Origin of the sequence: Kutzneria viridogrisea DSM 43870 (genome assembly GCF_000525635.1) — a bacterium.
GTDB classification, from domain to species: domain Bacteria; phylum Actinomycetota; class Actinomycetes; order Mycobacteriales; family Pseudonocardiaceae; genus Kutzneria; species Kutzneria viridogrisea.
In genome coordinates, this window is sequence record NZ_CP007155.1 from 2,624,284 (window position 1) to 2,647,113 (window position 22,830).

Genomic DNA, 22,830 nt, shown 5'->3' on the forward strand with positions numbered 1-22,830 from the left:
CGTGTCCACGGTCCACCTCCGGTTCGCTCGGCCTCCCCCCGAGGTGGCCGTCAACCCACTGAACCATGGGAGCCGCCCACGTATTCCCCCGGCGAGTCCCGCCCTGTCGAGCGCGAGTCCCGTCCTGGGGGGCGCGAGTCCCGCTCTCCGGTGCGCGAGTCCCGCCGTGCCGGACCGTCAGTGTGCCCTGAGGTGCCCGCGCACCGCTTCGGCGGTCCGGGTCATCGCCTGCTCGGCCTGGGCGTGCGAGCGTTGCGCGACACCGATGTACAGGCAGTCCAGCACGATCATCTGCGCGTGCCGACCGGACATGCCGCCCGCGCGGAAGGGGGTCTCCCTGGCCGAGGTCAGCAGTACGTGGTCGGCGGCCAGGGCCACCGGTGAGCGCGGGAAGTTCGTCACCGCGATCGTGCGGGCCCCGTTGGCGTGCGCCAGTTCCAGTGCCTCGACCACCTCGCTGGTCTGCCCCGAGTGCGACACCGCCAGCGCCACGTCCCGCTCGTCGAGCAGGGCGGCGCTGGTGAGCGCGTCGTGCACGTCTGTCCACAGCGAGGCGGGCCGTCCGATGCGGTGCAGCCGCAGTCGCAGGTCGGTGGCCACCGAGGCGCTGCCGCTGACCGCGTACACGTCCACCCGGCGCGCGGCGGCCAGCGCGGTGATCGCCGCGCCCATGGCGGCCCGGTCCACCTGGGCCGCCGTCTGCTCGATCGCCCTGGCCTCGGCCTTCGCCAGCGAGGTGAGCACGGCGTCCACCGTGGAGTTCGGGCCGATCTCGCCGCCGACCTCCTCGGCCCAGGCCTGGGACTCGGCCCTGCCCACCTCGGCGGCCAGCGCGAGACGCAGCTCGGCGTAGCCCGGCAGGCCGATGGCGCGGCAGAACCGGGTCACCGAGGTGCGCGAGGTGCGGCAGCGCTTGGCGAGCTCGGTGATGGTGCACCTGGCCACGCCCGCCGGGTTGGCCAGCACCTCCTCGGCCAGCCTCCGCTCGGCGGGGGAGAGCACGGGCAACAGGCCGAGCACCCGGGACTCGACGGTGCGCCGCGCGCTGTTTTCGTGAATAACTTTCAAAGCAGGCTGCACAGTTCGTTATTCTTCTTCACGATTACCTCCGGTGTCCATACACTCCGCCCATGAGGCACGTGGTCGGCGTCGATGCCGGAGGCTCGCACACCAGGGCGGTGTTGGTCCAGACCTCCGGTGAAGTGCTGGGCACCGGACGGGCGGGCGGCGCCAACCCGGTGGCGCACGGGATCGGAAACGCTGTTGCACAACTGGAGATCGCCCTGCGCCAGGCCATCGGCACCGTACCGGCTGAGTCGGTCTCGGCTTGTGTGCTCGGGGTGGCCGGTGGCCCGACGTCCGGTGAACCCTTCCTCCGCGCACTCGGTGAACTGGCCCGCCGGCTCGGGCTGGGCTGCGCCTGCACGCTGGTGTCCGACAGCGAGGTGGCCTTCGCCGCGGGCACGAGCGCGGCCGACGGGGTGCTGCTGATCGCGGGCACCGGCGCGGTGGTCGTGGAGATCCGAGCACATCGCAAGATCCGGCACGTGGACGGGGACGGCTGGCTGCTGGGCGACGCGGGGTCGGGGTTCTGGCTGGGCAGGCAGGCGGTCCGCGCCGCGCTGGCGGCACTGGACGGGCGGGGCGCGCCGACCCGGCTGCTGGCGGAGGTGGCCGGGGAGTTGGTCGCGGCGCCGACCTCGGAGGGCCTGCGCGCCGCTGCCTACGGGCGCCCACCGCTGGCACTGGCCCGCCTGGCCCCGCTGGTCACCGGCGCCGCGCTGGCCGGGGACGAGGTGGCCGATCGGATCATCCGACGAGCCGCTGACCTGTTGCTGGCCTCCGTCGGCGCGCTCGACCCCGTGACGGCCGGTCACACGCGGGCGGTGCTCGCTGGTGGCGTGCTGCTGGCCCCCGGCCCGCTCGCGGAACTTGTCACCGCGGGGCTGGCGGACCGGTTCGGGCTCACCGCGCGACCGGCCGGGGACACGGCGCTGGGCGCGGCGAGGCTGGCGCTGAGCGGGGTTGGCGGGCCGGTGGGCGGGACTCGCGAGTAGCAGAGCGGGACTCGCGCCCCCCAGAGCGGGACTCGCGCTCGGCAGGGCGGGACTCGTGAGTAGCAGAGCGGGACTCGCCGGGTACTGATCGGCGAGTCCCGCTCAGGGGTTGGCGAGTCCCGGTCAGCCGGTGACGGCCCCGGTCTTCGGGTCGAGGATGACCGGTTCGGGGTGCGGCTTGGCGAAGTCGAACATGGACTCGATGCCCGCGGCGCGCTCGTCGAAGGAGTGGTCGCCGATCCGCCCGGTCTGCCAGTTGTCCTCGATGAACTTCAGCACCGAGGTCTGGTCGGTCTGCGTGTGGTCCACGTGGTTGGCCTTGCTGTACGGGGAGATCACCAGCAGGGGCAGGCGCGGGCCGTAGCCGCAGCGGTCCTGGTAGCCGCCCGCGACCTCGGTGCCGCCGCACAGGGCCGGGTCGTCCAGCTTGGAGTCCTTGGAGCCGTTGACGATCGGCGGCTTGACGTGGTCGTACCAGCCGTCGGAGTCGTCGTAGGCCAGCACGACCGCGGTGCTGCCCCACTCCTTGGAGCGCTGCAACTTGTTGATCTGCTCCACCACGAAGCGCTGCTCGTCGATCGGGTCGGAGTTGGCCGCGTGGGCGTCCTGATAGGACGGTGCCTTCAGGAAGCTCACCGAGGGCAGCTTGTTGGCCTGCACGGCGGCGTCGAAGTCGCTCAGGTCGTACTGGTGGTTGGCCTGGTCGGTGTAGCCGATCTTGTCGACCGAGCTGGGCGGCAGGTGCTTGGGGTTGGCCGTGGACTTGTAGTACTGGAACGGCTCGTGGTGCGGGCTGTAGTCCACGACCTGGTTGCCGCCGAGGTTGGCGTGCTTGGCCCCGCACACCTGGTAGCCGTTCTTCTCCCCGGTGGGCTTGAACCCGCCCTGGAACCAGCCCCAGGTGACGTTGCGGGCGTTGAGCAGGTCACCGATGTTGCGCCCGGACATCGAGGCGAGCGCGTCCTTGCTGGTGTGGTTCTTGTTCGAGCAGTCGTCGAAGGCCGGGTCCGGGTCCTCGGTCATCGTGCCGGTGCCCTGGGCGTCGGGGGACTGCACGGCGTAGGTGTCGGTGACGTCCTCACCGCTCTTGGGGTTGACCGCCTTGACCCCGTGCGTGTTGCCGGAGATCAGGTTGATCGCACCCGGGGTGGACGGCCCGAACACGGTGTTGAACGAGTTGTCGCTCAACGCGTAGTGCTGGGCGTAGTTCCACATCGCGGTGACGGTGTTGCCGTCGTAGTAGTCCATCACCAGGCCCGGCTCACCGAACAACACCGGCTGCCCGGTGCACTTGTCCTTCTCGGTGTGCTCCACGAACTTGTCCATCTTGCCGCCGTTGGCGGCCTTCTGCTCCGGCCCGTAGCCGTGGTCCTGGTCGCAGGTCATCGCCTGCGAGGGCGCCAGCCGCTTGGGCTGGTAGGCGTTGGGGTTGTGCGTCAACAGGTCCTCGGTCAGGCCGTTGACCTTCGGCGTGTCCGGCTTGGCGGTGAACGGCGTGCCGTCGGTGTTGGCCGCCTTCGGGTAGGTGCCGAAGTAGTGGTCGAACGAGATGTTCTCGCCGAAGATCACCACCACGTGCTGGATGGGCGTGGTCGGCTTGGCGGCCTCGGCGGCCTGGGGCGCGGCCTGGTTCCCGCCACCACCACAGGCGGCCAGCAGCAGCCCGGTCGCGGCGAGTGCGGTCACCGCGAGCGCACGGCGTGGGTAGCGCACTTTTCCTCCTCCTGGAACCTTCATGTGAGCAGGGACCGTCCGAAGTGGTCCGTGGCGTCGCGCACGCCGGGGAGCGCGAAGAAGTAGCCGCCGCCGATCGGCCGGATGTAGTCCACCAGCGGTTCGTCGGCCAGCCGGGTCTGCACGGCCTCGAACTGCCTGGCCAGGTCCTGCTGGTAGCAGCAGAACACCAGGCCCATGTCCAGGTCGCCGACCTGGTCGGTGCCGCGGTCGTAGTTGTACGCCCTGCGCAGCGGCTGGCTGTCGGCCGTCTCGGGGGTGCGCGGGTTGGCCCGCCGGATGTGGCTGGTCAGCGGGATGGCCGCGCCCATCGGGTCCTGGGCGTAGTCGGGCACGTCGAACTCGTGCGTGCCGTCCAGCGGCGCCCCGCTGTCCCGCCTGCGGCCGAACATGTTCTCCTGCTCGCTGACCGAGACCCGGTCCCAGAACTCCACCAGCATGCGGATCACCCGCAGCACCTGGTAGCTGCCGCCCTCGGTCCACGCGGGCTCCCCGCCGCCCCGCACCCACACCAGCTTGTCGTGCTCGCTGGTGGCGGGCGTGACCGTGCCGTCCTTGAAGCCCATGAGGTTACGCGGGGTGCCGGTGGGCCGCGGCGGGCTGACGAACCCGTCCACCCGCCAGCGCAACTGCATGGCGCCCCGGGTGTGCCGGGCGATGTCGCGCAGCGCGTGCAGCACCACGTCGGTCTCGCTGGCACACAGTTGCAGGCTCAGGTCCCCGTGGCACAGCTCGGCGTCGAGGTGGTCGTTGGGGAACGTGCGCATCGGGGTGAGCCGCAACGGCTTGCGGTCGGCCAGCCCGAAGCGCGAGTCGAACAGCGAGGCGCCCACGCCCACCGTGACGGTCAGGTCACCCGACGGCGCCTCGGGGCCGAGCACCCCGGAGTCCGCGGGCGGGCCGGTGATGCCCACCGGGGTGGAGGTGCCGCCGTCGGTCAGCTGCCTGGCCCGCTCGGTGAGCGTGCGCAGTAGATCAGTCAGCTCGGCGCGCTTGTCCGTGACCACGTCGAAGGCGGCGAACACGGCCTGGCGCTGCTGGTGGGTGGTGATGCCCGCCTGGTGCACCCCGTGGAAGGGCACCGAGACCGAGCTGCGCGCGGAGGCCGTGGCCCCGCTCGCGACAGCGGCCGTGCCCGCACCCAGCAGGGCGCCACGCAGGAAGGACCTGCGCCCCAACCCGCTCATCGCCGCACCTCGCTGGGGCTCGGTGCAGCGCTTCGCGCGGGCGCTGTGTCTGATGGTTCGCTCGCAAGCTCGCTCACGTGCCGCACCTCGCTGGGGCTCGGTGCAGCGCTTCGCGCGGGCGCTGTGTCTGATGGTTCGCTCGCAAGCTCGCTCACGTGCCGCACCTCGCTGGGGCTCGGTGCAGCGCTTCGCGCGGGCGCTGTGTCTGATGGTTCGCTCGCGAGCCCGCTCATCGCCGCACCTCGCAGATCGCGGCGACCGGGGCCAGCCGCTCCAGCAGCTCGCCCACCGCGCCGTTGATCTTCTGCCGGGCGGCCCGGTCCAGGGCGCCGACCGGGGTGGTCCCCGCGGCGGTGAGCAGCTCGCGCACCCGGCCCATCCAGTCGGTGACCCCGGCCAGCCCGGCGTAGCGCGGGCGCAGCACCGGGTCCAGCACCTTGAGCACCTCGGCGGTGCCGTCCAGGTTGGCCAGGGCGGTGGCCAGCGTCGTGCCGCTGCCCATGTCGTTCTCGCCGGTCAGTTCGAACTGCAGGGCGTTCTCCATGATCTCGTGTGCGCGCAGGCCCAGGTCGTTCGGCTCGACCTGCTGGTTCGGGAAGTCCTCGCGCAGCCCGCGCACGTCCTGCTCCAGCTTGGCCGCCACCGCGCGCAGGCCGTCCGCGGACTCCCCGTGCCACAGGCCCTGCTCCAGCCGGTGGAAACCCGAGAAGGACTCGTCGTGCACGCCCCCGGCCAGGCCCTCCAACCCGCCGTCGATCTTCGCCGCGAACTCGCCGAACGTGCCGTAGGCGGCACCCAGCCGGTTGTAGGCCAGGTGCGCGGGCAGCCAGGCCGCCTTCGCCGCGTCCAGGTTGCCGCCGTCCACCGCCGCGCGCAGTGTTGCGGTCTTCGCAACAAGCCCGTCCAGGCCGGTGGCGACATCGGACTGGTACTGGCGGACCGCGCCCAGCAGGTCGTTCTGGCTCACCGGCACCACCGCGGGCCCGCTCTCGCCCGTGCCGCCGACGTGCACGGTCGAGCCGGTGACCGGGTGCACCTCGTCGGGCAGGCAGCGGAACGCGTAGTCGCCCGGCCCCAGCTGCACGTCCAGTTGCGCGGTCGTACCCGGCCCGAGCCCGTCCACCTCGCCGTGCACCCGGCCGCTGGGCAGCTCCACCAGCTGTACCTCGGCGGACTGCGAGCCGGTGTTGTGCAGCTGGAAGGTCTGCCTGCCCGGATGCGGGTCCGTCCAGCCGGAGCCGCAGCCCCCGGTGGACACGGTGATCTCCGAGTCCCGCGCGGTTTCGGTGCTGCCGGACTCCCACGGCCGCAAAGCCAGGGCGAAGGCGGCCGCCACCACTGCTACCACAGCCGTGACCACGAGCACGGGCCTGCGCTGACTCACTGCGTTGCTCCTGGTGAGGACTGTTGCTTATCGCGCCGAATCCTAGGCGGTGCGACTGGGCGAGTCACCGCTATTGGCCTCCTGGTCACACAGAGTTCGTTGTTTCAGGCCAACAGCTTGACGAGTTCCTTGCCGATGCTCTACCCGTCGAAAGGCGTTCGAATGGGGCATTCAGGACGTACCGTGCACCGCTTGGACCGTCGCGGCACGGTCCTCGACTGGGTGGTGAGCCCGGTCTGGTCCGAGCCGGTCACGCAGCTCGGGCTGGATCCCGAGGGTTCCCCGTGGGGCGCGGACGGCCGATGGGTGCTCACCAACGGCCCCGACTGCACCCCGTACAAAGAACGGCTTTACCAGGCCGCCCCGCTGACCGCCCCGGAACAGCCCCTCGTCGTGGAGGGCGGGCCGGTGCGGTTCACCAGCCCGAGCGGCCAGGTCCACAGTGGACAGCTCGGTAGGGTGCACACCGGCGCGGACGGCCTGGTGGACCTGAGCCGGTTCTGCTTCACCCCCGAGTACCGGTTCGCGGTGGCCGCCACCACGCTGGAGGTCGACCAGGCCGAGTGGCGCACCCTGCGGCTGGCGGGCACCGGCCCGACCCTGCTGCACGTGGGCGGCGAGCTGGTGGCCCACAGCGCGACGGTCAGCTACATGGAGCCGGTCGAGCACGAGGTCCGCGTGTGGCTGCCCTCGGGAACGACCCCGGTCCTCGTGACCTCCTGGCAGGTGGGCTTCCGCGAGTGCAGGCACGTGCTGCGGCTGCGCGTGGGCGGTCTGCCCGTGCAGGTCGTGCTGCCCAGTCCCGGCGCGGACGAGCTGGTCGCGGCGCGGGCCGAACGGCTGCTGTCGGCGGTCGGCACGCCGAGTTGGGGCACCCGTACCGGATCGGTGCCGCTGACCGGCCCGGAGGGCGCCGTGCTGAGGGTCAACGGGGACCAGGTCGTGCGGATCACCGAGGGTAGGGCGGTGGTCCGGCTCGACTCGCACGCGGGGCAGGACCTCGGCTCGGCCTCCATGCTCGCCAGCGGCGAGGTGGTGCTGCGGGTGAGCGTGGACGACGACCGTTCACCGGTGTTCCGCGAGTTCCCGGTGGCCGTGCTGCCCGCCGCCCACCGCGAGGAACCCGTTGGTACGCAACACCAGTGGCGCGCCGAGCTGCTGGCGCACGTGGCCAGGACCCCGCCGAGCACCGCCACCGCGCTGGTCGCCGGGAACGTCGGGCAGCAGGCGCTGACCAGGGCGCTGTGGATGATCGACAACCGGGCGGACTGCGCCGACTTCGAGGCGGTCGGCCTGGTCACCCTGCTGCACCGGGTGCCCGCGGCGAACTGGTCGGCAGGTCTGCGCGAGACCGCGGTCAAGTCCTTGCTGGGCTTCAAGTACTGGATCGACCAGCCCGGGCTGGACGCCATGTGCTACTTCACCGAGAACCACCAGTTGGTGTGGCACACCGCGGAACTGCTGATCGGCGAGCACCTGGCCGAGGAGGTGTTCGCCAACACCGGTTGGACTGGCAGACGGCACGCCGAGCACGGCGCAGGGCTGGCCCGCGAGTGGATCGCGCGCAAGCTCGCCGGTGGCTTCAGCGAGTTCGACTCCAACGCCTACCTGGCCATCGACACGCTGGCACTGGTCTCGATCGTCGAGTTCACCCAGGACGCCGACCTGGCGAGCGAGGCGTCACGGCTGCTGGACAAGGTGTTGCTCCGGCTGGCGACCAACTCCTGGCGCGGTGTGCACGGCTGCGCGCACGGTCGTTCCTACGTGCACCCGGTGCGGTCCTCGCGGTTCGAGGAGAGCGCGCCGATCATGTGGCTGTGCTGGGGCACCGGCGCGTTGAACAGCGCGGTGCTGCCCGCGACAGCCCTGGCCCTGGCGCGGCGGTACCGCATCCCCGTCGTGCCGCAGCTGCCGTCGGTCTGGTTGGGGCGCCAGCACTCCGAGGGCCAGTACCGGCAGCACCACGACCTGCTCTCCCGGACCTACGCCGCGGACACCGTGGTCTACAAGACGCCCGAGGTCATGCTCGCCAGCGTGGAGGACTACCGCTGCGGGCTGCCCGGCCTGCAGGAGCACGTGTGGGGCGCCACGCTCGGCCCGGAGACCCAGGTGTACGTCAACCACCCGGCGAACTCCGCCACCAGTTCCTCCGCTCGGCCCAACGCCTGGGCGGGCAACAGGATCCTGCCCCGCGTGCGGCAGCACCGCGAGCTGCTGCTGGCGGTCTACACCATTCCCGAGGACGATCCGATGGGCTTCACGCATGCCTGGTTCCCGACGTCCACAATGGACGAGTGGACGCAGCGCGGCCCGTGGACGGTCGGTCGTCGCGGCAACGGCTGCGTGGCCCTGGCCACCGAGGGCGGCGCGCGCCTGACGAGAACCGGACCCGACGCGTACCAGGAGTTGCGGCCCCGTGGAACGGGAACGGCCTGGGTGTGCGTTGTCGGCAGCGGGCCGCTCGAGGAGTTCGCGGCCGGACTGCCCGAACCGGAGTTCACTGTGGACGGTGTCAGCTGTGGCGGGCACGAACTGACCTGGGACGGGCCGTGACCGGACTTGACCTGCGTGAGGCGGCGCTGGCGGAGCGCCCGCTGCGGCCGGTGGACCGGGACTCGCTGACGCCCGAGGTGCTCGCGGGCACCGCGCGCCGGATCCTGGCGCGCACCGAGCGGATGGACCTGCACCAGTGGTTCTGGGGCGAGGGCGTGGCGCTGCTGGGTGCCGTGCGGCTCGCCGACGCGCTCGGTGAGCCGATCCCGCAGTTCGTCGGGGAGTTCGTGGACCGGCACCTGCGGGCGGGTGTGCAACTGGACCACGTCAACGCGGTGATCCCCGGTGCGCTGTGCGCCAGGCTGTACGCGGAGACCGGATCAGCCTGGTACGCCAACGCCTGCCAGTACCTCGTCTCCTGGCTGGCGGAGCGCACCGCGCCCGGGATCATCGAGCACTGGCCCGGCGGGGTGTGGGCCGACACCGCGTACATGGCGGGAGTCTTTCTTGTCCACTGTGGACGGTACTTGGGGCGTCCCGAGCTGATCGAGGCCGCCGCGCGGCAACTGGTGTTGCACGCCGAGGTGCTGCGCGACCCCGGCACCGGCCTGTACGCCCACGGCTCGCACCACGGCAGGACCATTCGGTGCTACTGGGGCCGGGCCAACGCGTGGACCGCGCTCGCCGGGGTCGAGCTGCTCGAGGTCAGCCAGGACGAACGGGTCGCCGAACTGGTGCGGACCCAGTTGCTGGGGCTTGCCCGCGCGCAGCCCGAACACGGGGTCTGGGACGTGCTCGTCGACGGGCAGCCCGAGACGCGGGGCATCGTGGAGACCTCGGCCGCAGCGGGTATCGCCGCCGCCATGTTCCGTGCCGCCCGGCTGGGACTTGAGTCCGAGCGGTTGCTGGACAGCGCCTGGCGGGCGGTGGCCGGGCTGCACGCCTACGTGGCCGCCGACGGCACCCTGACCAGGACGAGCGCGGGCACGGTGCTGCAACTGGTGCCGTTCGGCTACTCGGTGATCCGCAACGACCGGATCCAGCCCTGGGGCCAGGGCCTCGCCCTGCACGCCTACGCCGAGGCCCTGCACACCCCCTGACCCGGCGAGTCCCGCCCTGGGGCGCGCGAGTCCCGTCCTGGGGTGCGCGAGTCCCGCGCAGCTGTGCGCGAGTCCCGTCCACCCGCACCCGAGTCCCGCCCACCAACGCGCGAGTCCCGCCCGCAACGCGTGAGTCCTGCTCCGGGGTGCGCGAGTCCCGCCCTGGGGTACGCGAGTCCCGCCCAAGACCGCCCGAGTCCCACCCGCACCCGAGTCCCACCCTGAGCCCCCTGACCCGGTCCTCAGGGTGCGTCTCGGGGATCCACCTGGTCCGCGGCCCGCGCCGAGCGGGCAGGGTGGTGACGGCTGACATGGGGTTGGGGAGGGGCGACATGACTGTGCTGGGTGTGGCGCGCAGAGCGGTGGGGTGGCACCGGCCGCTGGTGGTCTTCGCGGGGCTGATGGTGCTGTGCGCCGTGGTGTCCGCGGTGGGCATGGGGCTGGACGACCGGGTGCTGGAAAACGAGTCGATCTGGCTCAAGCCGTTCAAGTTCGGCATCTCGCTGGGCGTCTACAGCCTCACGCTGGCGTGGATGACCTCCCTGGTGCAGAAGGGAAAGCGCCTGATCTGGTGGTTGGGCACGATCATTGCCGCGCTGGGGGCGGCGGAGATGGCGGGGATCCTGTTGCAGGTGGCGCGGGGCACGGCGAGCCACTTCAACAACCGGACTGCCTTCGACGCGACCCTGTTCGGGGTGATGGGAGGGCTGGTCGTGGCGTTGTGGCTGGCCAACCTGGTGGTCGCGGTCGTTCTGCTGGTGCAGCGCTTCGCGGACGGGCCGACGCGGTGGGCGCTGCGGCTGGGCATGGTCACCGCGTTGGTGGGCATGGCGGTGGCCTTCCTGATGACGCAGCCGACCCCGGAGCAGCGCGCGGCGCTGGCCGGGCACCAGCACGTGGACATGATCGGCGCACACTCGGTCGGCCTGCCCGACGGTGGGCCGGGCCTGCCGATCACGAACTGGAGCACGGTCGGCGGGGACCTGCGGGTGCCGCACTTCCTCGGCATCCACGCGCTCAACGCCCTGCCGCTGGTCGTGCTGCTGCTCGGCCTGCTGGCCAGGCGGTTCCCCCGGTTGCGCCCGGAGCCGGTGCGCACGCGCCTGACGGTGATCGCGGCCGGTGGCTACGCCGGTCTGTTCGGGCTGACGCTGTGGCAGGCGCTGCGCGGGCAGTCCCTGATCCACCCGGACGGGCAGACCCTGACGGCGCTCGCTGCGCTGATCGGAGCAGTGCTCCTGGCGACGGTCCCGGTCCTGTACCGGACAAAGACGGCCGGGACACTGCCCACGGCGCCCGCCACCCCCTAACGTCGAGCCGTGCGGAACACGATCAGGAACCTGGCCGTGATCATCGGGCTCGTCGCCGCGACGGTGGCGCCCGCCGGAGCGGCGACGCAGTCGATGGCCGAGGTGTCGGGCACGCCCGCACAGTCGGTGCAGGGCTTCGGCGCCTCGGGCGCGTGGTGGGTCAACGACCTCGCGCACTTCGCCCCCGCCGTCCAACAACGGGTTGGCGACCTGCTGTTCGGTCCAGGCGGACTGGCACTGAGCGTGTACCGGTACAACGTGGGCGGCGGGGGAGTTGGCGTCACGAACCCGCCGCGCGCCCCGCAGACCGTGCTGGTCAGCCCGGGGACCTACGACTGGACAAGGGATCCGGGCGGCAGCACGTTCCTCCAGTTGGCGGCCCAGCACGGGGTGTCGGACCTACAGGCGTTCGTGAACAGCGCGCCGCCGGTGTGGACCAACAACGGCAAGAGCTGCGGCGGCTGGCTCGTCCCCGGCAACGAGGACGCCTACGGGCGGTTCCTCGCCGACGTGGTCACGCACTTCGCCCAGCAGGGCGTGCACATCTCCGAGGTGAGCCCGCTCAACGAGCCGGACAACAGCTTCGCCGACTGCGGGCAGGAGGGCATGCAGGCCAGCACCGGTCAGCGCGGCCCGATCGTGCGGGCACTGGGCAAGGCGTTGGCGCAGGCCGGATCGGACGCCCAGGTGCTGGCGGACGAGACGAGCTGGGCCCTCCAGGACATCTTCGAACTGCCCCAGTGGGCCGGGGACGCCAGCACCCAGCGCTACCTGGTCGCGTTGGCGCACCACACCTACGACTTCCCGACCAACGCCACGATGAACATCCTGCGCAGCACCGCGCGCAACTACGGCAAACCGCTGTGGGCCACGGAGATCTGCTGCTCCAAGGGGCAGGGCCAGGGCATGGGGCAGGGCTACGACCCGGGTATCGACGGCGGGCTGCGGCTGGCGGACCTGATCCACCAGGACCTGACCGAGGCCAACGACGCGCAGTTCGACTGGTGGACGGCCCTGTCCCCGGTGCTGGGCTGCGACCCGGTGGCCGATCCCGGCTGCCCTGGCCGGAGCAACGGCAACGGCTGGAACGACGGCCTGATCTACTACGACCAGAACTACGCCCGCAACGGCAACCAGAGCCTGTACGTGACGAAGAGGTTCTGGGCGCTGGCGAACTTCAGCCGGTTCGTCAGACCGGGCGCGCTGCGCTTCCCGATCGGCGGCATGCCGGGCGGGGTCTGGCCGGTGGCCTTCGAGGACGGTGGCAAGTGGACGGTCGTCGCGATCAACGACAACACCGCGCCGACCCAGTTCCCGCTGCACTTCGCGGCCACCAACGGGCAGCTCACCCCTACCGGCGCGTACCGGACCTCGGCCACCGAGGACCTCGCGCCCGTCGGAATGCCCACTGTGGACGCCAACAACACCCTGTCGGCGACCCTGCCCGCGCGCAGCATCACCACGTTCACGTTCAGCCAGCCGACCGAGGTCCGTGCCGGGCACAACTACGTGGTGCAGTCGGCGGCCAGTGGGTCCGCGATCGACGTCAGCGGTGCGTCCACATCGGACAGTGCTGCGGCGATCCAGTACCACACCACGGGTGAGGCCAACCAGCGCTGGACCGTGCAGGATGCGGGCTCCGGGCAGATCCGCCTGGTGTCGGTCAACAGCGGCAAGTGCCTGGACCTGGCCGATGGTGCGGTCGTGATCCAGTACGGCTGCAATGGCGGGGCCAATCAGGCGTGGACCCTCGCCGATGGTCGGTTGCGCAACGCCAGCAGCGGCAAACTCGTTGGCTTCACGGGAAAGGGTGACGGCGCCCAGTTGACGCACGGCGCCGACACCCGGTGGACGGTCAACGCTACCGGCTGACCGCGAACGCCTGCCACAGGTCCCGGTACCGCTCGCTCTGGGCGAGCAACTCCTCGTGCGTGCCCGCGGCCAGCACCCGGCCGCGGTCCAGCACGATGATCCGGTCAGCGGTGCGGGCGCTCTGCAGGCGGTGGGCGATCAGCACCGTGGTGCGCCGCCGGGCCACCGCGGACATCGCCGCCGACACGACGGCTTCCGTTGCCAGGTCGAGGTTCGCCGTCGCCTCGTCCAGCAGCAGGATCGCCGGGTCGACCAGTTCGGCCCGGGCCAGGCACAGCAGCTGCCGCTGGCCCGCCGACAGGGAACTGCCCCGTTCGGCGACCTCGTGCAGGTAGCCGCCGGGCAGGCGGGCGATGAACTCGTGCGCGCCGATGACCCGTGCCGCGGCCTCCACCTCGGCGTCGGTGGCCTCCGGGCGGCCGTACGCCAGGTTGTCCCGGATCGTGCCCGCGAACAGGAACGCCTCCTGCGGCACGTAGCCGACCTGACGGCGGAAGCCGGTCTGCTCCAGCTCGCGCAGGTCCACCCCGTCGAGCAGGACGGCGCCGGAGTCCGGGTCGTGCAGGCGCGCCAGCAGTTTGACCACAGTGGACTTGCCTGCTCCGGTTTCCCCGATCAGGGCAACGGTTTCGCCCGCGTGAACAGCAAGGTCGACCCCGCGCAGCACCTCCTCGTCCTGTCCGGGGTAGGTGAAGCGCACGCCGCGCATGGCCAGTTCTCCGCGCGGACGGCCGAGGGTGATCGGCTTGTCAGCGGGCGGGGTGAGGTCCTGTTCGGTGAGCAGTTCGTTGATCCGGACCAGTGAGACCTTGGCCTGCTGCCAGTCGTCGAACACGCCCGACAGCTGTTGGACGGGGGAGAAGAACAGGCCGAGGTAGAGCAGGAACGCGATCAGCTCACCCGCGGTCAGCTGCCCGGATCCGATCAGCACGTAGCCCGCGCCGAGCACCAGTGCTGCGGCCAGGTCGGACAGGAACTCCAGGAACGGGAAGTACGTGGCGATCAGTCGCTGCGCGGCCATCCTGGCGTCCAGGTAGCCGCGGGTGAGCCGCTTGAACTGGCCCTGCCTGCGGCCCTGCTGTCCCAGCGCCTGCGACTCGCGGATGCCCGACAGGCTCTCCTGGAGGCTTGCGTTCACGTCGGAGATGCGCTCGCGGGCGGCCACGTAGCTGTGCTTGGTCCTGCGGCGGAACACGGTGGTGGCCAGCAGCAACGGGATCAGCACCGCCGAGGCGACCAAGGTCAGCTGCACGTTCATCAGCGACATGGCCACGGCGATGCCGACGAAGGTCAGCACGCTGGCCGCCGCGTTGAGCAAGCCGTTCTGCAACAGGGCGGAGAACGCGTCCACGTCGGTGGTCATGCGGGTCATGACCTGACCGGTCATCTCCCTGTCGTAGAAGGAGATCGGCAGCCGCAGCAGGTGCCGGAACACCCGGACCTTGATCGTCAGCAGCAGGCGTTCCCCGGTCCTGCCGGTGACCAGGGTGGAGGCGACGGACACCACCAGGTCGACCAGGACCGCGCCGAGGAACAGCGCCGTGGACAGGAAGAGTGCTGGCGCGGAGCCGGACAGCACGCCGTTGTCGATGCCCTCGCGGGACAGGTACGGGCCCGCCACGGTGGCCGCCGTGTCCAGCAGCACCAGCAGCAGGCCGAGCGCCAGTGCGCCCCGGTGCTGCCAGACGAAGGCGCGGAAGGAGAACCGGCCGATGGCCAGGTCGGTCATGTCGATCTCGGCGCGGTCGTCGGCGGGCGGCAGCTTCGCCGCACCGGCCAGCATCTCCGGCGGCGACTCCATGATGGACAGACGCTTGCGCTTGGCGCCCTCGACATCACTCTGCCAAGCGGAATCCGGGGTTTCGTCCACTTCGGACAGAAGTTCGTAGTCCTCGCTGGTGCCGGAGAGCAGCCGCCTGTAGAGCGGGCTGCGCGCCATCAGCTCCTCGTGACTGCCCTCGTCGACGACGCGGCCCTGATCCACCACCGCGATGCGGTCGGCCAGGCGGAGCGTGGACCTGCGGTGTGCCACCAGGATCGTGGTCCGGTGCCGCATGACCTCGCGCAGCGTGGCGTGGATGCCCTCCTCCACCTTCGCGTCCACGGCGCTGGTGGCGTCGTCGAGCACGAGGATGCGCGGGTCCGTCAGCAGTGCTCTGGCCAGCGCGATCCGCTGCCGCTGTCCGCCCGACAGGGTGATGCCGCGCTCGCCGACCAGCGTCTGGTAGCCCTGCGGCAGCTCGCTGATGAACTGGTGTGCCTCGGCGGCTTTGGCGGCCTGTTCGACCTCCGACTCGCTGGCGTCAGGGCGGCCATAGCCGATATTGGCGGCCACCGTGTCAGAGAACAAGAAGCTCTCCTCGAACACCATGCTGACCTGGCTGCGCAAGGAATCGACCGTGACGTCACGAACGTCGACGCCGTCCACGCGCACGGTTCCGGCCTGAGTGTCGTGGAAGCGCGCCAGCATCATGGCCACTGTGGACTTGCCGGAACCGGAAGTGCCGACCAGCGCAACGGTTTCGCCTGGCCTGACGCGCAGGCTGAACCCGTCCAGCACCGGTTCGCTGGACAGGTAGCCGAACCGCACCCCGTCCAGCTCGACCTCGCCCGCCAGTGGCGGCAGGGGTTCCGCGTCCGGCCTGTCCACCACCGCGGGCACCGAGTCGAGCAGGTCGAAGATCCTTCCGGCGGAGATGCCCGCGCGCTGCGTGGCGCTGATCATCGCGGCGAACATCTGCGCGGGGCCGATCAACTGCGCCAGGTAGGTGGCGAAGGCCAGGAACGTGCCGATGGTGATCTGCTGGTGCAGCGCGAGCCAGCCGCCCAGCCCGAGTAGCAGCACCTGCCCGACCGCCGGGATCGCCTGTAGCAGCGGCTGGTAGCGGGCCTGCAACCGCACGGTGCGGATGCGTGATCCGTACAGGTGCTGGCTCGCTTCCAGGAATCGCTCCAGTTCGCGCTGTTCCTGGCCGAACGCCTTGACCACGCGGATCCCCGACACGGTCTGCGTGACGGCCTGCACCACCTCGGCGGACCGCTGCTGACTGTCCCAAGTGGCCGGTCGAACGCGTAACCTCATGCGGTGCACCACGAACACCAGTGCGGGCACCACCAGTACGCTGATCATGGCGAGCAACGGGGAGAGCACCAGCATGACCACGAACGAGACGATCATGAGCAACACGTTGCTGCTCAACGAGGGCAGGTAGGACAGCACCCGGACCATCACGCCCGCGTCGGAGGTGATGCGGGAGACCAGCTGCCCGGTGGGCATCGCCTGGTGACTGGCCACGTCCAGGCGCTGCAACTGCTCGTGCACCGCGTTGCGCACGTGGTACTGGACCTCCAGCACCACCTTGGCCGCGTGGTAGCGACGGGTCCGCGAGGCGAAGAAGGTCAGCACGCCGATCAGCACCAGTGCGCCGAGCCAGGGTGCCAGTGGCGAGCGGTGCGCGACGATCACCTCGTCGACCAGGTGCCGTTCGATGATCGGCGTGGTGGCGGCCAGCAGCGCACCGAGCACGGCCGCGCCGAAGGTCAGCGCGAGGCTGGTCCGGCGTTCGCGCAGCAGCGGCAGGATCCGGCGCACCCAGCCGGTGCGGGGCTCAGCCATCGGCCAGCCGGTCCATCAGTTCGGCCGCCCTGGCCAGCAGCGCGCGTTCGTCCTGGCTGAGCTCCACGTCCATCGCCTTGGCCAGCCAGCGCTCCCGGGCCTGCATGTCGGCCGAGAGCGCGGCCAGCCCCGCCTCGGTCAGCCCGATGACCGACTGCCTGCGGTCCAGCGGGTCGCGGCTCCGTGTCACCAGGCCGTCCGCCTGCAACGAGGCCAGCACGCGGGTCAGCGACTGCGGCTGCAACCGCTCCAACTGGGCCAGGTCACCCGCGCTGAGCGTCCCGTTGCGCAGCAGCGAGGCCAGCACGCTGATCTTCGTCCCGGACAGCGCGTCGGCGGGCCGCTCCGCCCGCAGGCGCCGCGCCAGCCGCACCACCGCTGATCTGATCTGTCGTACCGACTCGTCCCGCGCCACGGGATAGTACGCTACAGCGTACTAACTGGTTTGCGCGCGCTGAATCGGAACGCGCCCGGCTTGGCCAGCACGGACACACCCTCGAACCCGGCGGAGAGCAGCCGGTCGGGCAGCCCGCCGGGCTCGACCATGACCATCGTGTCGCCCCGGTGCAGCTGGCGGAACAGGAAGCTGGTGCGGCTGTCCGAACCGGCGAACACCCCGCCGGGCCGCAGCACGCGCTGGGCCTCGGCGAACAACCTGTCCTGAAGCGCGGGCGAGGGCACGTGGTGCAACATCGTGAAGCACACGACGGAGTCGAACTCGTTGTCCGGCAACGGCAGGTCGGCGCCGTCCCCGTGCAGCACGCGCACGGTGTCGCCGAACTCCGCGCGCAGCTGCTCGGTGGAGGCCTCGTCCACCTCCACAGCGGTCAACCTGGCCACCCGCTTGCGCAGAACCCTTGTGGTGGCGCCGAAACCCGGGCCGATCTCGAGCACGTGCGCGCCGAGCGGCACCCCGTCCAGCGCCCACGGCATGCCGTGCTTCTCCACGGCCCGGGCCCAGTACTGAGAACTGCACAGCTTGCGGTGGACCAGGTTCATCGGCATGGCACTGACGTTAGGGAGCCGGTGGGGTGGCCGCCACAGAGTAGAGTGACAACTGATGTCGCCAGAAGGACAAGTCATCTCCGTGCCCGGGGCGATCGTGATCGCCGCCCTGACCATGCCGCGCGGTGAGGTCTTCGACTGGCACGAGCACCCGATGCACCAGTTCGCCTGGGCCGCCAGCGGCATGCTGACCGTGCACATCGGCGAGGCCGCGTGGCTGCTGCCGCCCAGCCGGGCGCTGTGGATCCCGGCCGGGGTGCGGCACCGCACGGCGGCGGCCAGCCTGGCGACCATGCGCAGCCTGTACTTCGCCCCGCGGACCTGCCCGCTGCGGTGGACCGAGCCGACCGTGGTGGCCGTCGGCGGGCTGCTCGGTGAGCTGATCCGCCACCTGGCCCGCCCCGAACTGCCCGAGGACGCCCGCGCCCGCGCCGACGCCGTGGTGTTCGACCTGCTGCACCCCATGCCCGTGGCCACGATCGAGGTGCCCGAACCACGCGAAGCCCGCGCCGTGCGGATCCAGCGCGAGCTGGAGACCGATCCCGCCGATGGCCGTGAACTGGCCGAGTGGGGCCGACAGGTCGGTGCCAGCGGCCGGACCCTCGCGCGGATTTTCCTCGCCGAGACCGGGCTGACCTTCGGCCGCTGGCGCACCCAGCTCCGCCTGCGGGCCGCCCTGCCCCTGCTGGCCGACGGGCTGCCGGTGTCCGTCGTGGCGCACCGGGTCGGTTACGCCACGCCCAGCGCCTTCGTCGCCGCGTTCCGCCGGGCGACCGGGGTCACGCCGGGCGCGTACTTCGCGGGAGCGGGCCAGTAGCCGGGCCGGTGTCAGAGGTTGGCAAGGACGCCGTCGACGGCGGCAGTGGTGCCCGGAACCGATGACGTCGACAGGTTGATCATTGCCCGGGAATTCGGCGCTGCGCTGCCCGTTGGTGCCCGTCTTGGGAATTCGCGGTTTACCGGCATGCCGCTGCGGGTATTCCGGCGCTTTTCTGTGTCCCAACGCCATCCTTGCCTGTGACGTGTGAGGCACCGTCAGGTTGCCTTGAAGTGTATGAGGCCACAGGAAAGCATCGTGCTGCCGTCGTGAACGTCTTTCCGGTTGAGGGCAATCGAAGTGAGCAGAACACCATTCGATTTCCTGTCAACGGGTGGAGAGCCTGCCCGTGCACGTAGAAAGGGGTACGACCATGACCGTTCGCACCACGCTCCGCAGCACCGCTCTCGCTCTCGCCGTGGCCGGTGCCGCCGCCGGTGCCTCCACGCTCGTCGCGGGCACCGCTGCTGCCGCTACCCCGGACGTACCGAGCGTCTTCCCCTGCACCTCGAACCAGTTCACCAGCAAGCTCGTCTACGGCGGTGCGGGCATGGGCAACCGCTACGCGGCGATCCAGTTCACCGCCAACCCCGGTGAGCGCTGCACCCTGCCCGGCAAGCTGGATGTGAAGCTCATCGGCGCGCACAACGTGCTGGTCAACGACCAGGCCCCGGCCGACGCGCCCTCGGTGGCGCTGAGCGACGGCTCCTCGGCCTACGTCCCGCTGCACTGGACCAGCATCGAGCCCACCGACGGGCAGCAGACCCCCAACGCGGTCAGCTTCGCCGCCCCCAGTGAGTACAACATGCACGGCGACTACATCAACCCGAACGTCGACCTGCCGTGGGACCTCGGTGCCGTCGACGCCGACTCCGTCAGCCACACCATCGACGTCGGCGCCATGACCCAGGGCACCGCGCCCACCGCGTGACCTGCCCGTGAGATGTCATGAAGGTGCCGTTCGAGACGTCTAGTGTCTCGAACGGCACCTTCATGACATGACCCCGTCAGTCGTGGCTCAGTTGCCGGCCACCAGCTGCTTGGCGATCTCCTTGGCCTGGTTGATCGGGATCGCGAAGCCGAGGCCCGCGCTGCCGCCGCTGGGCGCGTAGATCACCGAGTTGATGCCGATCACCTGGCCCTGCATGTTGAACAGGGCGCCGCCGGAGTTGCCGGGGTTGATCGAGGCATCGGTCTGGATCATGCCCTTGTAGGTGGTCTTCGAGTTGCCGCTGCGGGTGTACGGGGAGCCGCCGCTCTGGTTGTCCGAGGCGGTGACGGTGCGGTTGAGGGCGCTGACGATGCCGGAGGTCACGGTGCCCTGCAGGCCCTCGGGCGAGCCGATGGCCACCACCTTGTCGCCCACCTTGACCTGCGAGGAGTCGCCCAGCGCGGCGACCTTGAGCCCGGACTTGCCCGACACCTTGACCACGGCCAGGTCGGTGGTCGGGTCGGTGCCCAGCACCGTGCCGGTGGCGCTGCTGCCGTCGTTGAAGGTCACCTTGACGGTGCCGGCCCCGGCCACGACGTGGTTGTTGGTCAGGATCTGGCCGTCGGAGCTGATGACCACGCCCGAGCCGATCTCGTTCTGGGTCTGGATCTGCACCACGGAGGGCAGGCCAGCGGCGGCCACCGAGCTGACCGTGCCGGAGTTCTGGTTGCTGGCCGGGGTCGCGGTGGCGCCGCCGGAGTCCGACGAGCTGATGGAGCTGCCCGGCGACGCCAGCGAGGTGCTGGTGTACACGGCACCGGCCGTGCCGCCGACCAGCGCGGCGGCGACGGCCGCCGCCGCGACCAGCGCCATGCCGCGGCGCGGTTTGCGGGCTGGCGGCGGCTGCTGTTGGGGAACCTGCTGCTGCACGAACAGCGGGTTCGGGAATCCCGTGGGCGGGGTGGGGGTGTCGCTGCCGTGGAACTGCGGGGTCTCGGTCATGGTCCAACTGTGGCGCCGCTACATGAGAACAACCTGAGGCGTTGCCATGGACCACCCAAGAAATCAGTCCAGCCCGCGCGGCCTGAGCCCGGCGGCCAGGTACACGGCGTCGATCACCTTCATGGTGGCCACGGCATCGCTGGGCGGGGTCAGGGTGGGCTGCCCGCGCAGCACGGCGTCGCAGAACGCGTCGAGCTGGTAGCTGTAGCTGGGGCGGCGGTCCAGCCGCTCCACCCGGCGGCCCCGCGCGGTGCGCACGGTGATCCGGTGCCACAGCTGCGGCACGAGCGGGTTGACCACCCGCAGTTCACCCAGCGAGCCGACCGCCCGCGCGGAGATCCGCAGCAGGTCCGAGGACCACATCGAGGCCGTCACCGTGCCGGTGTGCCCCTCGGGGAAGCGCAGTTCGGCGGTCATCGCCCGGTCCACCTGTGGGCCGCGCAGCTTCGCCCTGGCCGACACCACCTCCGGCTCACCGCCGAGCAGCCGCGCCATGTGCGCGGCGTAGCAGCCCGCGTCCATCATGGCGCCACCGGCCAGGTCGTAGCGGTAGCGGATGTCGGAGAAGCGTGGCAGCGGGAAGCACACCGAGGTCCGCACGTGCCGCAGCTCGCCGAGTTCCCCGCTGGCCACGATCTCGGCCATGCGCCGGGCCACCGGGTGGTAGCGGTAGTGGAAGGCCTCCATCACGACCAGGCCGGAGCGCTGCGCGGCCTCGGCGACGGCCTCGGCCTCGGAGGCGTTGGCCGTGAACGGCTTCTCGCACAGCACGTGCTTGCCCGCCTGCAACGCCGCGAAGGTCCACGGCGCGTGCAGCCCGTTGGGCAGCGGGTTGTAGATCGCCGTTATGTCGGGGTCGGCCAGCAGGTCCTCGTAGCTGGCGTGCACCTTCGGCACACCGTGGCGGGCGGCGAAGGCGGCGGCCCGCTCGGCGTCCCTGGCGGCGACCGCGACCACCGAGGCCTCCGCCGACGCGCGGGCGGGCGCGATCACCGCCTGTGGGGCGATGCGCGCCGCGCCCAGCACCCCGATCCGCACCGTTCCGGAAACCGTCATCCAGCGATCATCCAGCACCCGGTCTCAGTTGCCGTAGCCGCCTCGGGGGAACTGGCGCTGGCCGCCGCCGTCGCGGAAGTGCCCGCGCTCCACACCGGCCGGTCCGGCGTGGTGGGTGAACGCGGCCACCGTGCCCCCGCCGACGACCAGGCCCAGCACCAGGGCCGCGACGAGCTGCGTGGCGCGGTGCCCCACGAAGCGCTGGAACCCGCCCGGCGGCTTGGGCTGCTGGGCGTACGCGGGCTGCTGGTAGTAGGTGGGCGGCGGGGCCAGCGGCGGTTCCGGCTGGGGTGCGGGCTGCTCGGTGTGGACCGCCTGTTCGGGCTGCTCCGGCCCTGGCTGCGGTTCTGGCTTGGGGGTGTTCTCCTCGGACATGACTCAAGGTTGTGCGTACTGGCTGTGTGTCCGCTGAGGGCGACCTGTCGGATTTGTAGCGAAACCATGACCTTCTGGGCACAGTGCTCGCACGAACCCCGCCGAGCCTGGCCCCATGCGGCTGATGACCTGCGCGGGCGGCCTGCTCGCCTGCGTGCTGAGCTACCTGCTCTTCGTGCGGACCTACCCCGGCCAGCGGGCCGAGAACCTCGTGCTCGCCGACCTCGTGCCCGACAGTGCGGGCGCACTGGGCGCGGCCAGCCCGGTACTGATCGGCCTGGGCGCCGTGGTCGTGCTGGGCATCGCGCTGCTGCGCAGGCGGCCAGCCCTGGCGCTGACGGCCGCCGGGGTGCTCGCGCTGCCGATCGGCGCCTCGCAGCTGCTCAAGCTGGACCTGCTGAGCAGGCCCGCGCTGCACGTCAGCCGGGCGGCGGGGCACAACAGCTTCCCCAGCGGGCACGTCACGGCGGTGGTGGCGATCGTGCTCGCGCTGCTGGTCGTGCTGCCCGACCGGGCGCGACCGGCCGCCGCCGTGCTCGGGGCGCTGGCGGCCGCACTGGTCGCGGGCGGCACCGTGGCGCTGGGCTGGCACCGGCTGTCCGACACGCTGGGCGCGACCGCGCTGTGCGGTGCCGTCTACGGGCTGCTCGCGGTGCGCCGCACCGCCTGGATCGCGCTGCTCGTGCCGCCGCTGGTGGTGCTCGCGGCGTTCGAGGTGGAGTCCGCCGTGCCGCGACTGGGGCCGGTGCTGGCCACCACCGGCTGCTCGGTGGCGCTGATCGTGCTCGCGCTGGCCTGGCCGCTGTGCGCCGAGTCGAGGGCTCCGGCGAACTGGCTGGTCGCTGCTCGATAGCATGGACTGCCAGAGCCAGCACGCCCGTCGAAGGAGTC

Annotated in this window: 18 protein-coding genes; 8 read left to right on the forward strand and 10 right to left on the reverse strand. The window is 71.1% G+C overall.

What is annotated here, in order from left to right:
* Positions 1–177: 177 nt before the first annotated feature.
* Positions 178–1,020 (reverse strand): MurR/RpiR family transcriptional regulator, encoded by an 843-nt coding sequence (locus KALB_RS11990; protein ID WP_236650239.1) that lies wholly within the window; start codon positions 1,018–1,020, stop codon positions 178–180.
* A gap of 110 nt (positions 1,021–1,130) precedes the next feature.
* Between KALB_RS11990 and KALB_RS11995 the strand changes: the two genes are divergently transcribed.
* Positions 1,131–2,057 (forward strand): N-acetylglucosamine kinase, encoded by a 927-nt coding sequence (locus KALB_RS11995; RefSeq protein WP_025355958.1) that lies wholly within the window; start codon positions 1,131–1,133, stop codon positions 2,055–2,057.
* 123 nt (positions 2,058–2,180) lie between these two features.
* Here the strand turns inward: KALB_RS11995 and KALB_RS12000 are convergent, their stop codons facing one another.
* The 3 genes from KALB_RS12000 to KALB_RS12010 form a co-directional block, all read right to left on the reverse strand.
* Positions 2,181–3,770 (reverse strand): phospholipase C, encoded by a 1,590-nt coding sequence (locus KALB_RS12000; RefSeq protein WP_025355959.1) that lies wholly within the window; start codon positions 3,768–3,770, stop codon positions 2,181–2,183.
* A gap of 20 nt (positions 3,771–3,790) precedes the next feature.
* Complete coding sequence (gene efeB, locus KALB_RS12005; RefSeq protein WP_025355960.1) at positions 3,791–4,978, reverse strand: iron uptake transporter deferrochelatase/peroxidase subunit; 1,188 nt, start codon at positions 4,976–4,978, stop codon at positions 3,791–3,793.
* A gap of 229 nt (positions 4,979–5,207) precedes the next feature.
* On the reverse strand, positions 5,208–6,362 hold the full coding sequence (locus KALB_RS12010) for an EfeM/EfeO family lipoprotein (protein WP_030111119.1): 1,155 nt from the start codon (positions 6,360–6,362) through the stop codon (positions 5,208–5,210).
* A gap of 183 nt (positions 6,363–6,545) precedes the next feature.
* On the opposite strand from KALB_RS12010, the gene KALB_RS12015 reads away from it, so the two are divergent.
* From KALB_RS12015 to KALB_RS12025, 4 genes are all read left to right on the forward strand, one after another.
* Positions 6,546–8,915 carry a hypothetical protein gene (locus KALB_RS12015; protein WP_051913334.1) on the forward strand — a complete coding sequence of 790 codons (2,370 nt, stop codon included), beginning with the start codon at positions 6,546–6,548 and terminating at the stop codon, positions 8,913–8,915.
* Positions 8,912–9,955, forward strand: coding sequence for a glycoside hydrolase family 88 protein (locus KALB_RS43810; protein ID WP_025355962.1), 1,044 nt, complete (start codon positions 8,912–8,914; stop codon positions 9,953–9,955). The genes KALB_RS12015 and KALB_RS43810 overlap by 4 nt, the downstream gene beginning before the upstream one ends.
* A gap of 332 nt (positions 9,956–10,287) precedes the next feature.
* Positions 10,288–11,265 carry a hypothetical protein gene (locus KALB_RS12020; protein WP_025355963.1) on the forward strand — a complete coding sequence of 326 codons (978 nt, stop codon included), beginning with the start codon at positions 10,288–10,290 and terminating at the stop codon, positions 11,263–11,265.
* A 9-nt stretch (positions 11,266–11,274) separates the two neighbouring features.
* Positions 11,275–13,137: a glycoside hydrolase gene (locus KALB_RS12025; RefSeq protein WP_025355964.1), complete on the forward strand. Its 1,863-nt coding sequence runs from the start codon at positions 11,275–11,277 to the stop codon at positions 13,135–13,137.
* Here the strand turns inward: KALB_RS12025 and KALB_RS12030 are convergent.
* Genes KALB_RS12030 through KALB_RS12040 form a run of 3 tightly spaced genes read right to left on the reverse strand, consistent with a single transcriptional unit; the run spans position 13,127 to position 17,758 of the window.
* Positions 13,127–16,753 (reverse strand): ABC transporter ATP-binding protein, encoded by a 3,627-nt coding sequence (locus KALB_RS12030; protein WP_025355965.1) that lies wholly within the window; start codon positions 16,751–16,753, stop codon positions 13,127–13,129. The genes KALB_RS12025 and KALB_RS12030 overlap by 11 nt on opposite strands.
* Positions 16,746–17,168, reverse strand: a complete 423-nt coding sequence (locus tag KALB_RS12035) for a MarR family winged helix-turn-helix transcriptional regulator (RefSeq protein ID WP_025355966.1) — start codon at positions 17,166–17,168, stop codon at positions 16,746–16,748. Before KALB_RS12035 ends, KALB_RS12030 begins: the two co-directional genes overlap by 8 nt.
* An 11-nt stretch (positions 17,169–17,179) precedes the next feature.
* On the reverse strand, positions 17,180–17,758 hold the full coding sequence (locus tag KALB_RS12040) for a class I SAM-dependent methyltransferase (protein WP_025355967.1): 579 nt from the start codon (positions 17,756–17,758) through the stop codon (positions 17,180–17,182).
* Positions 17,759–17,813: 55 nt separating this feature from the next.
* On the opposite strand from KALB_RS12040, the gene KALB_RS12045 reads away from it, so the two are divergent.
* Together KALB_RS12045 and KALB_RS12050 are read left to right on the forward strand one after the other, a co-directional pair.
* Positions 17,814–18,575, forward strand: a complete 762-nt coding sequence (locus KALB_RS12045; protein ID WP_030111117.1) for an AraC family transcriptional regulator — start codon at positions 17,814–17,816, stop codon at positions 18,573–18,575.
* A 373-nt stretch (positions 18,576–18,948) separates the two neighbouring features.
* Positions 18,949–19,506 carry a DUF4232 domain-containing protein gene (locus tag KALB_RS12050; RefSeq protein ID WP_025355969.1) on the forward strand — a complete coding sequence of 186 codons (558 nt, stop codon included), beginning with the start codon at positions 18,949–18,951 and terminating at the stop codon, positions 19,504–19,506.
* 87 nt (positions 19,507–19,593) lie between these two features.
* Here KALB_RS12050 and KALB_RS12055 read toward each other — a convergent pair whose 3' ends face one another.
* From KALB_RS12055 to KALB_RS43815, 3 genes are all read right to left on the reverse strand, one after another.
* Positions 19,594–20,508, reverse strand: a complete 915-nt coding sequence (locus KALB_RS12055) for a S1C family serine protease (protein WP_025355970.1) — start codon at positions 20,506–20,508, stop codon at positions 19,594–19,596.
* Between the two features lie 63 nt (positions 20,509–20,571).
* Positions 20,572–21,564 carry a Gfo/Idh/MocA family protein gene (locus tag KALB_RS12060; RefSeq protein WP_025355971.1) on the reverse strand — a complete coding sequence of 331 codons (993 nt, stop codon included), beginning with the start codon at positions 21,562–21,564 and terminating at the stop codon, positions 20,572–20,574.
* Between the two features lie 24 nt (positions 21,565–21,588).
* On the reverse strand, positions 21,589–21,939 hold the full coding sequence (locus KALB_RS43815; RefSeq protein WP_025355972.1) for a hypothetical protein: 351 nt from the start codon (positions 21,937–21,939) through the stop codon (positions 21,589–21,591).
* A 115-nt stretch (positions 21,940–22,054) separates the two neighbouring features.
* Between KALB_RS43815 and KALB_RS12070 the strand changes: the two genes are divergently transcribed.
* On the forward strand, positions 22,055–22,792 hold the full coding sequence (locus KALB_RS12070) for a phosphatase PAP2 family protein (protein WP_025355973.1): 738 nt from the start codon (positions 22,055–22,057) through the stop codon (positions 22,790–22,792).
* The last annotated feature ends 38 nt before the right edge of the window (positions 22,793–22,830 follow it).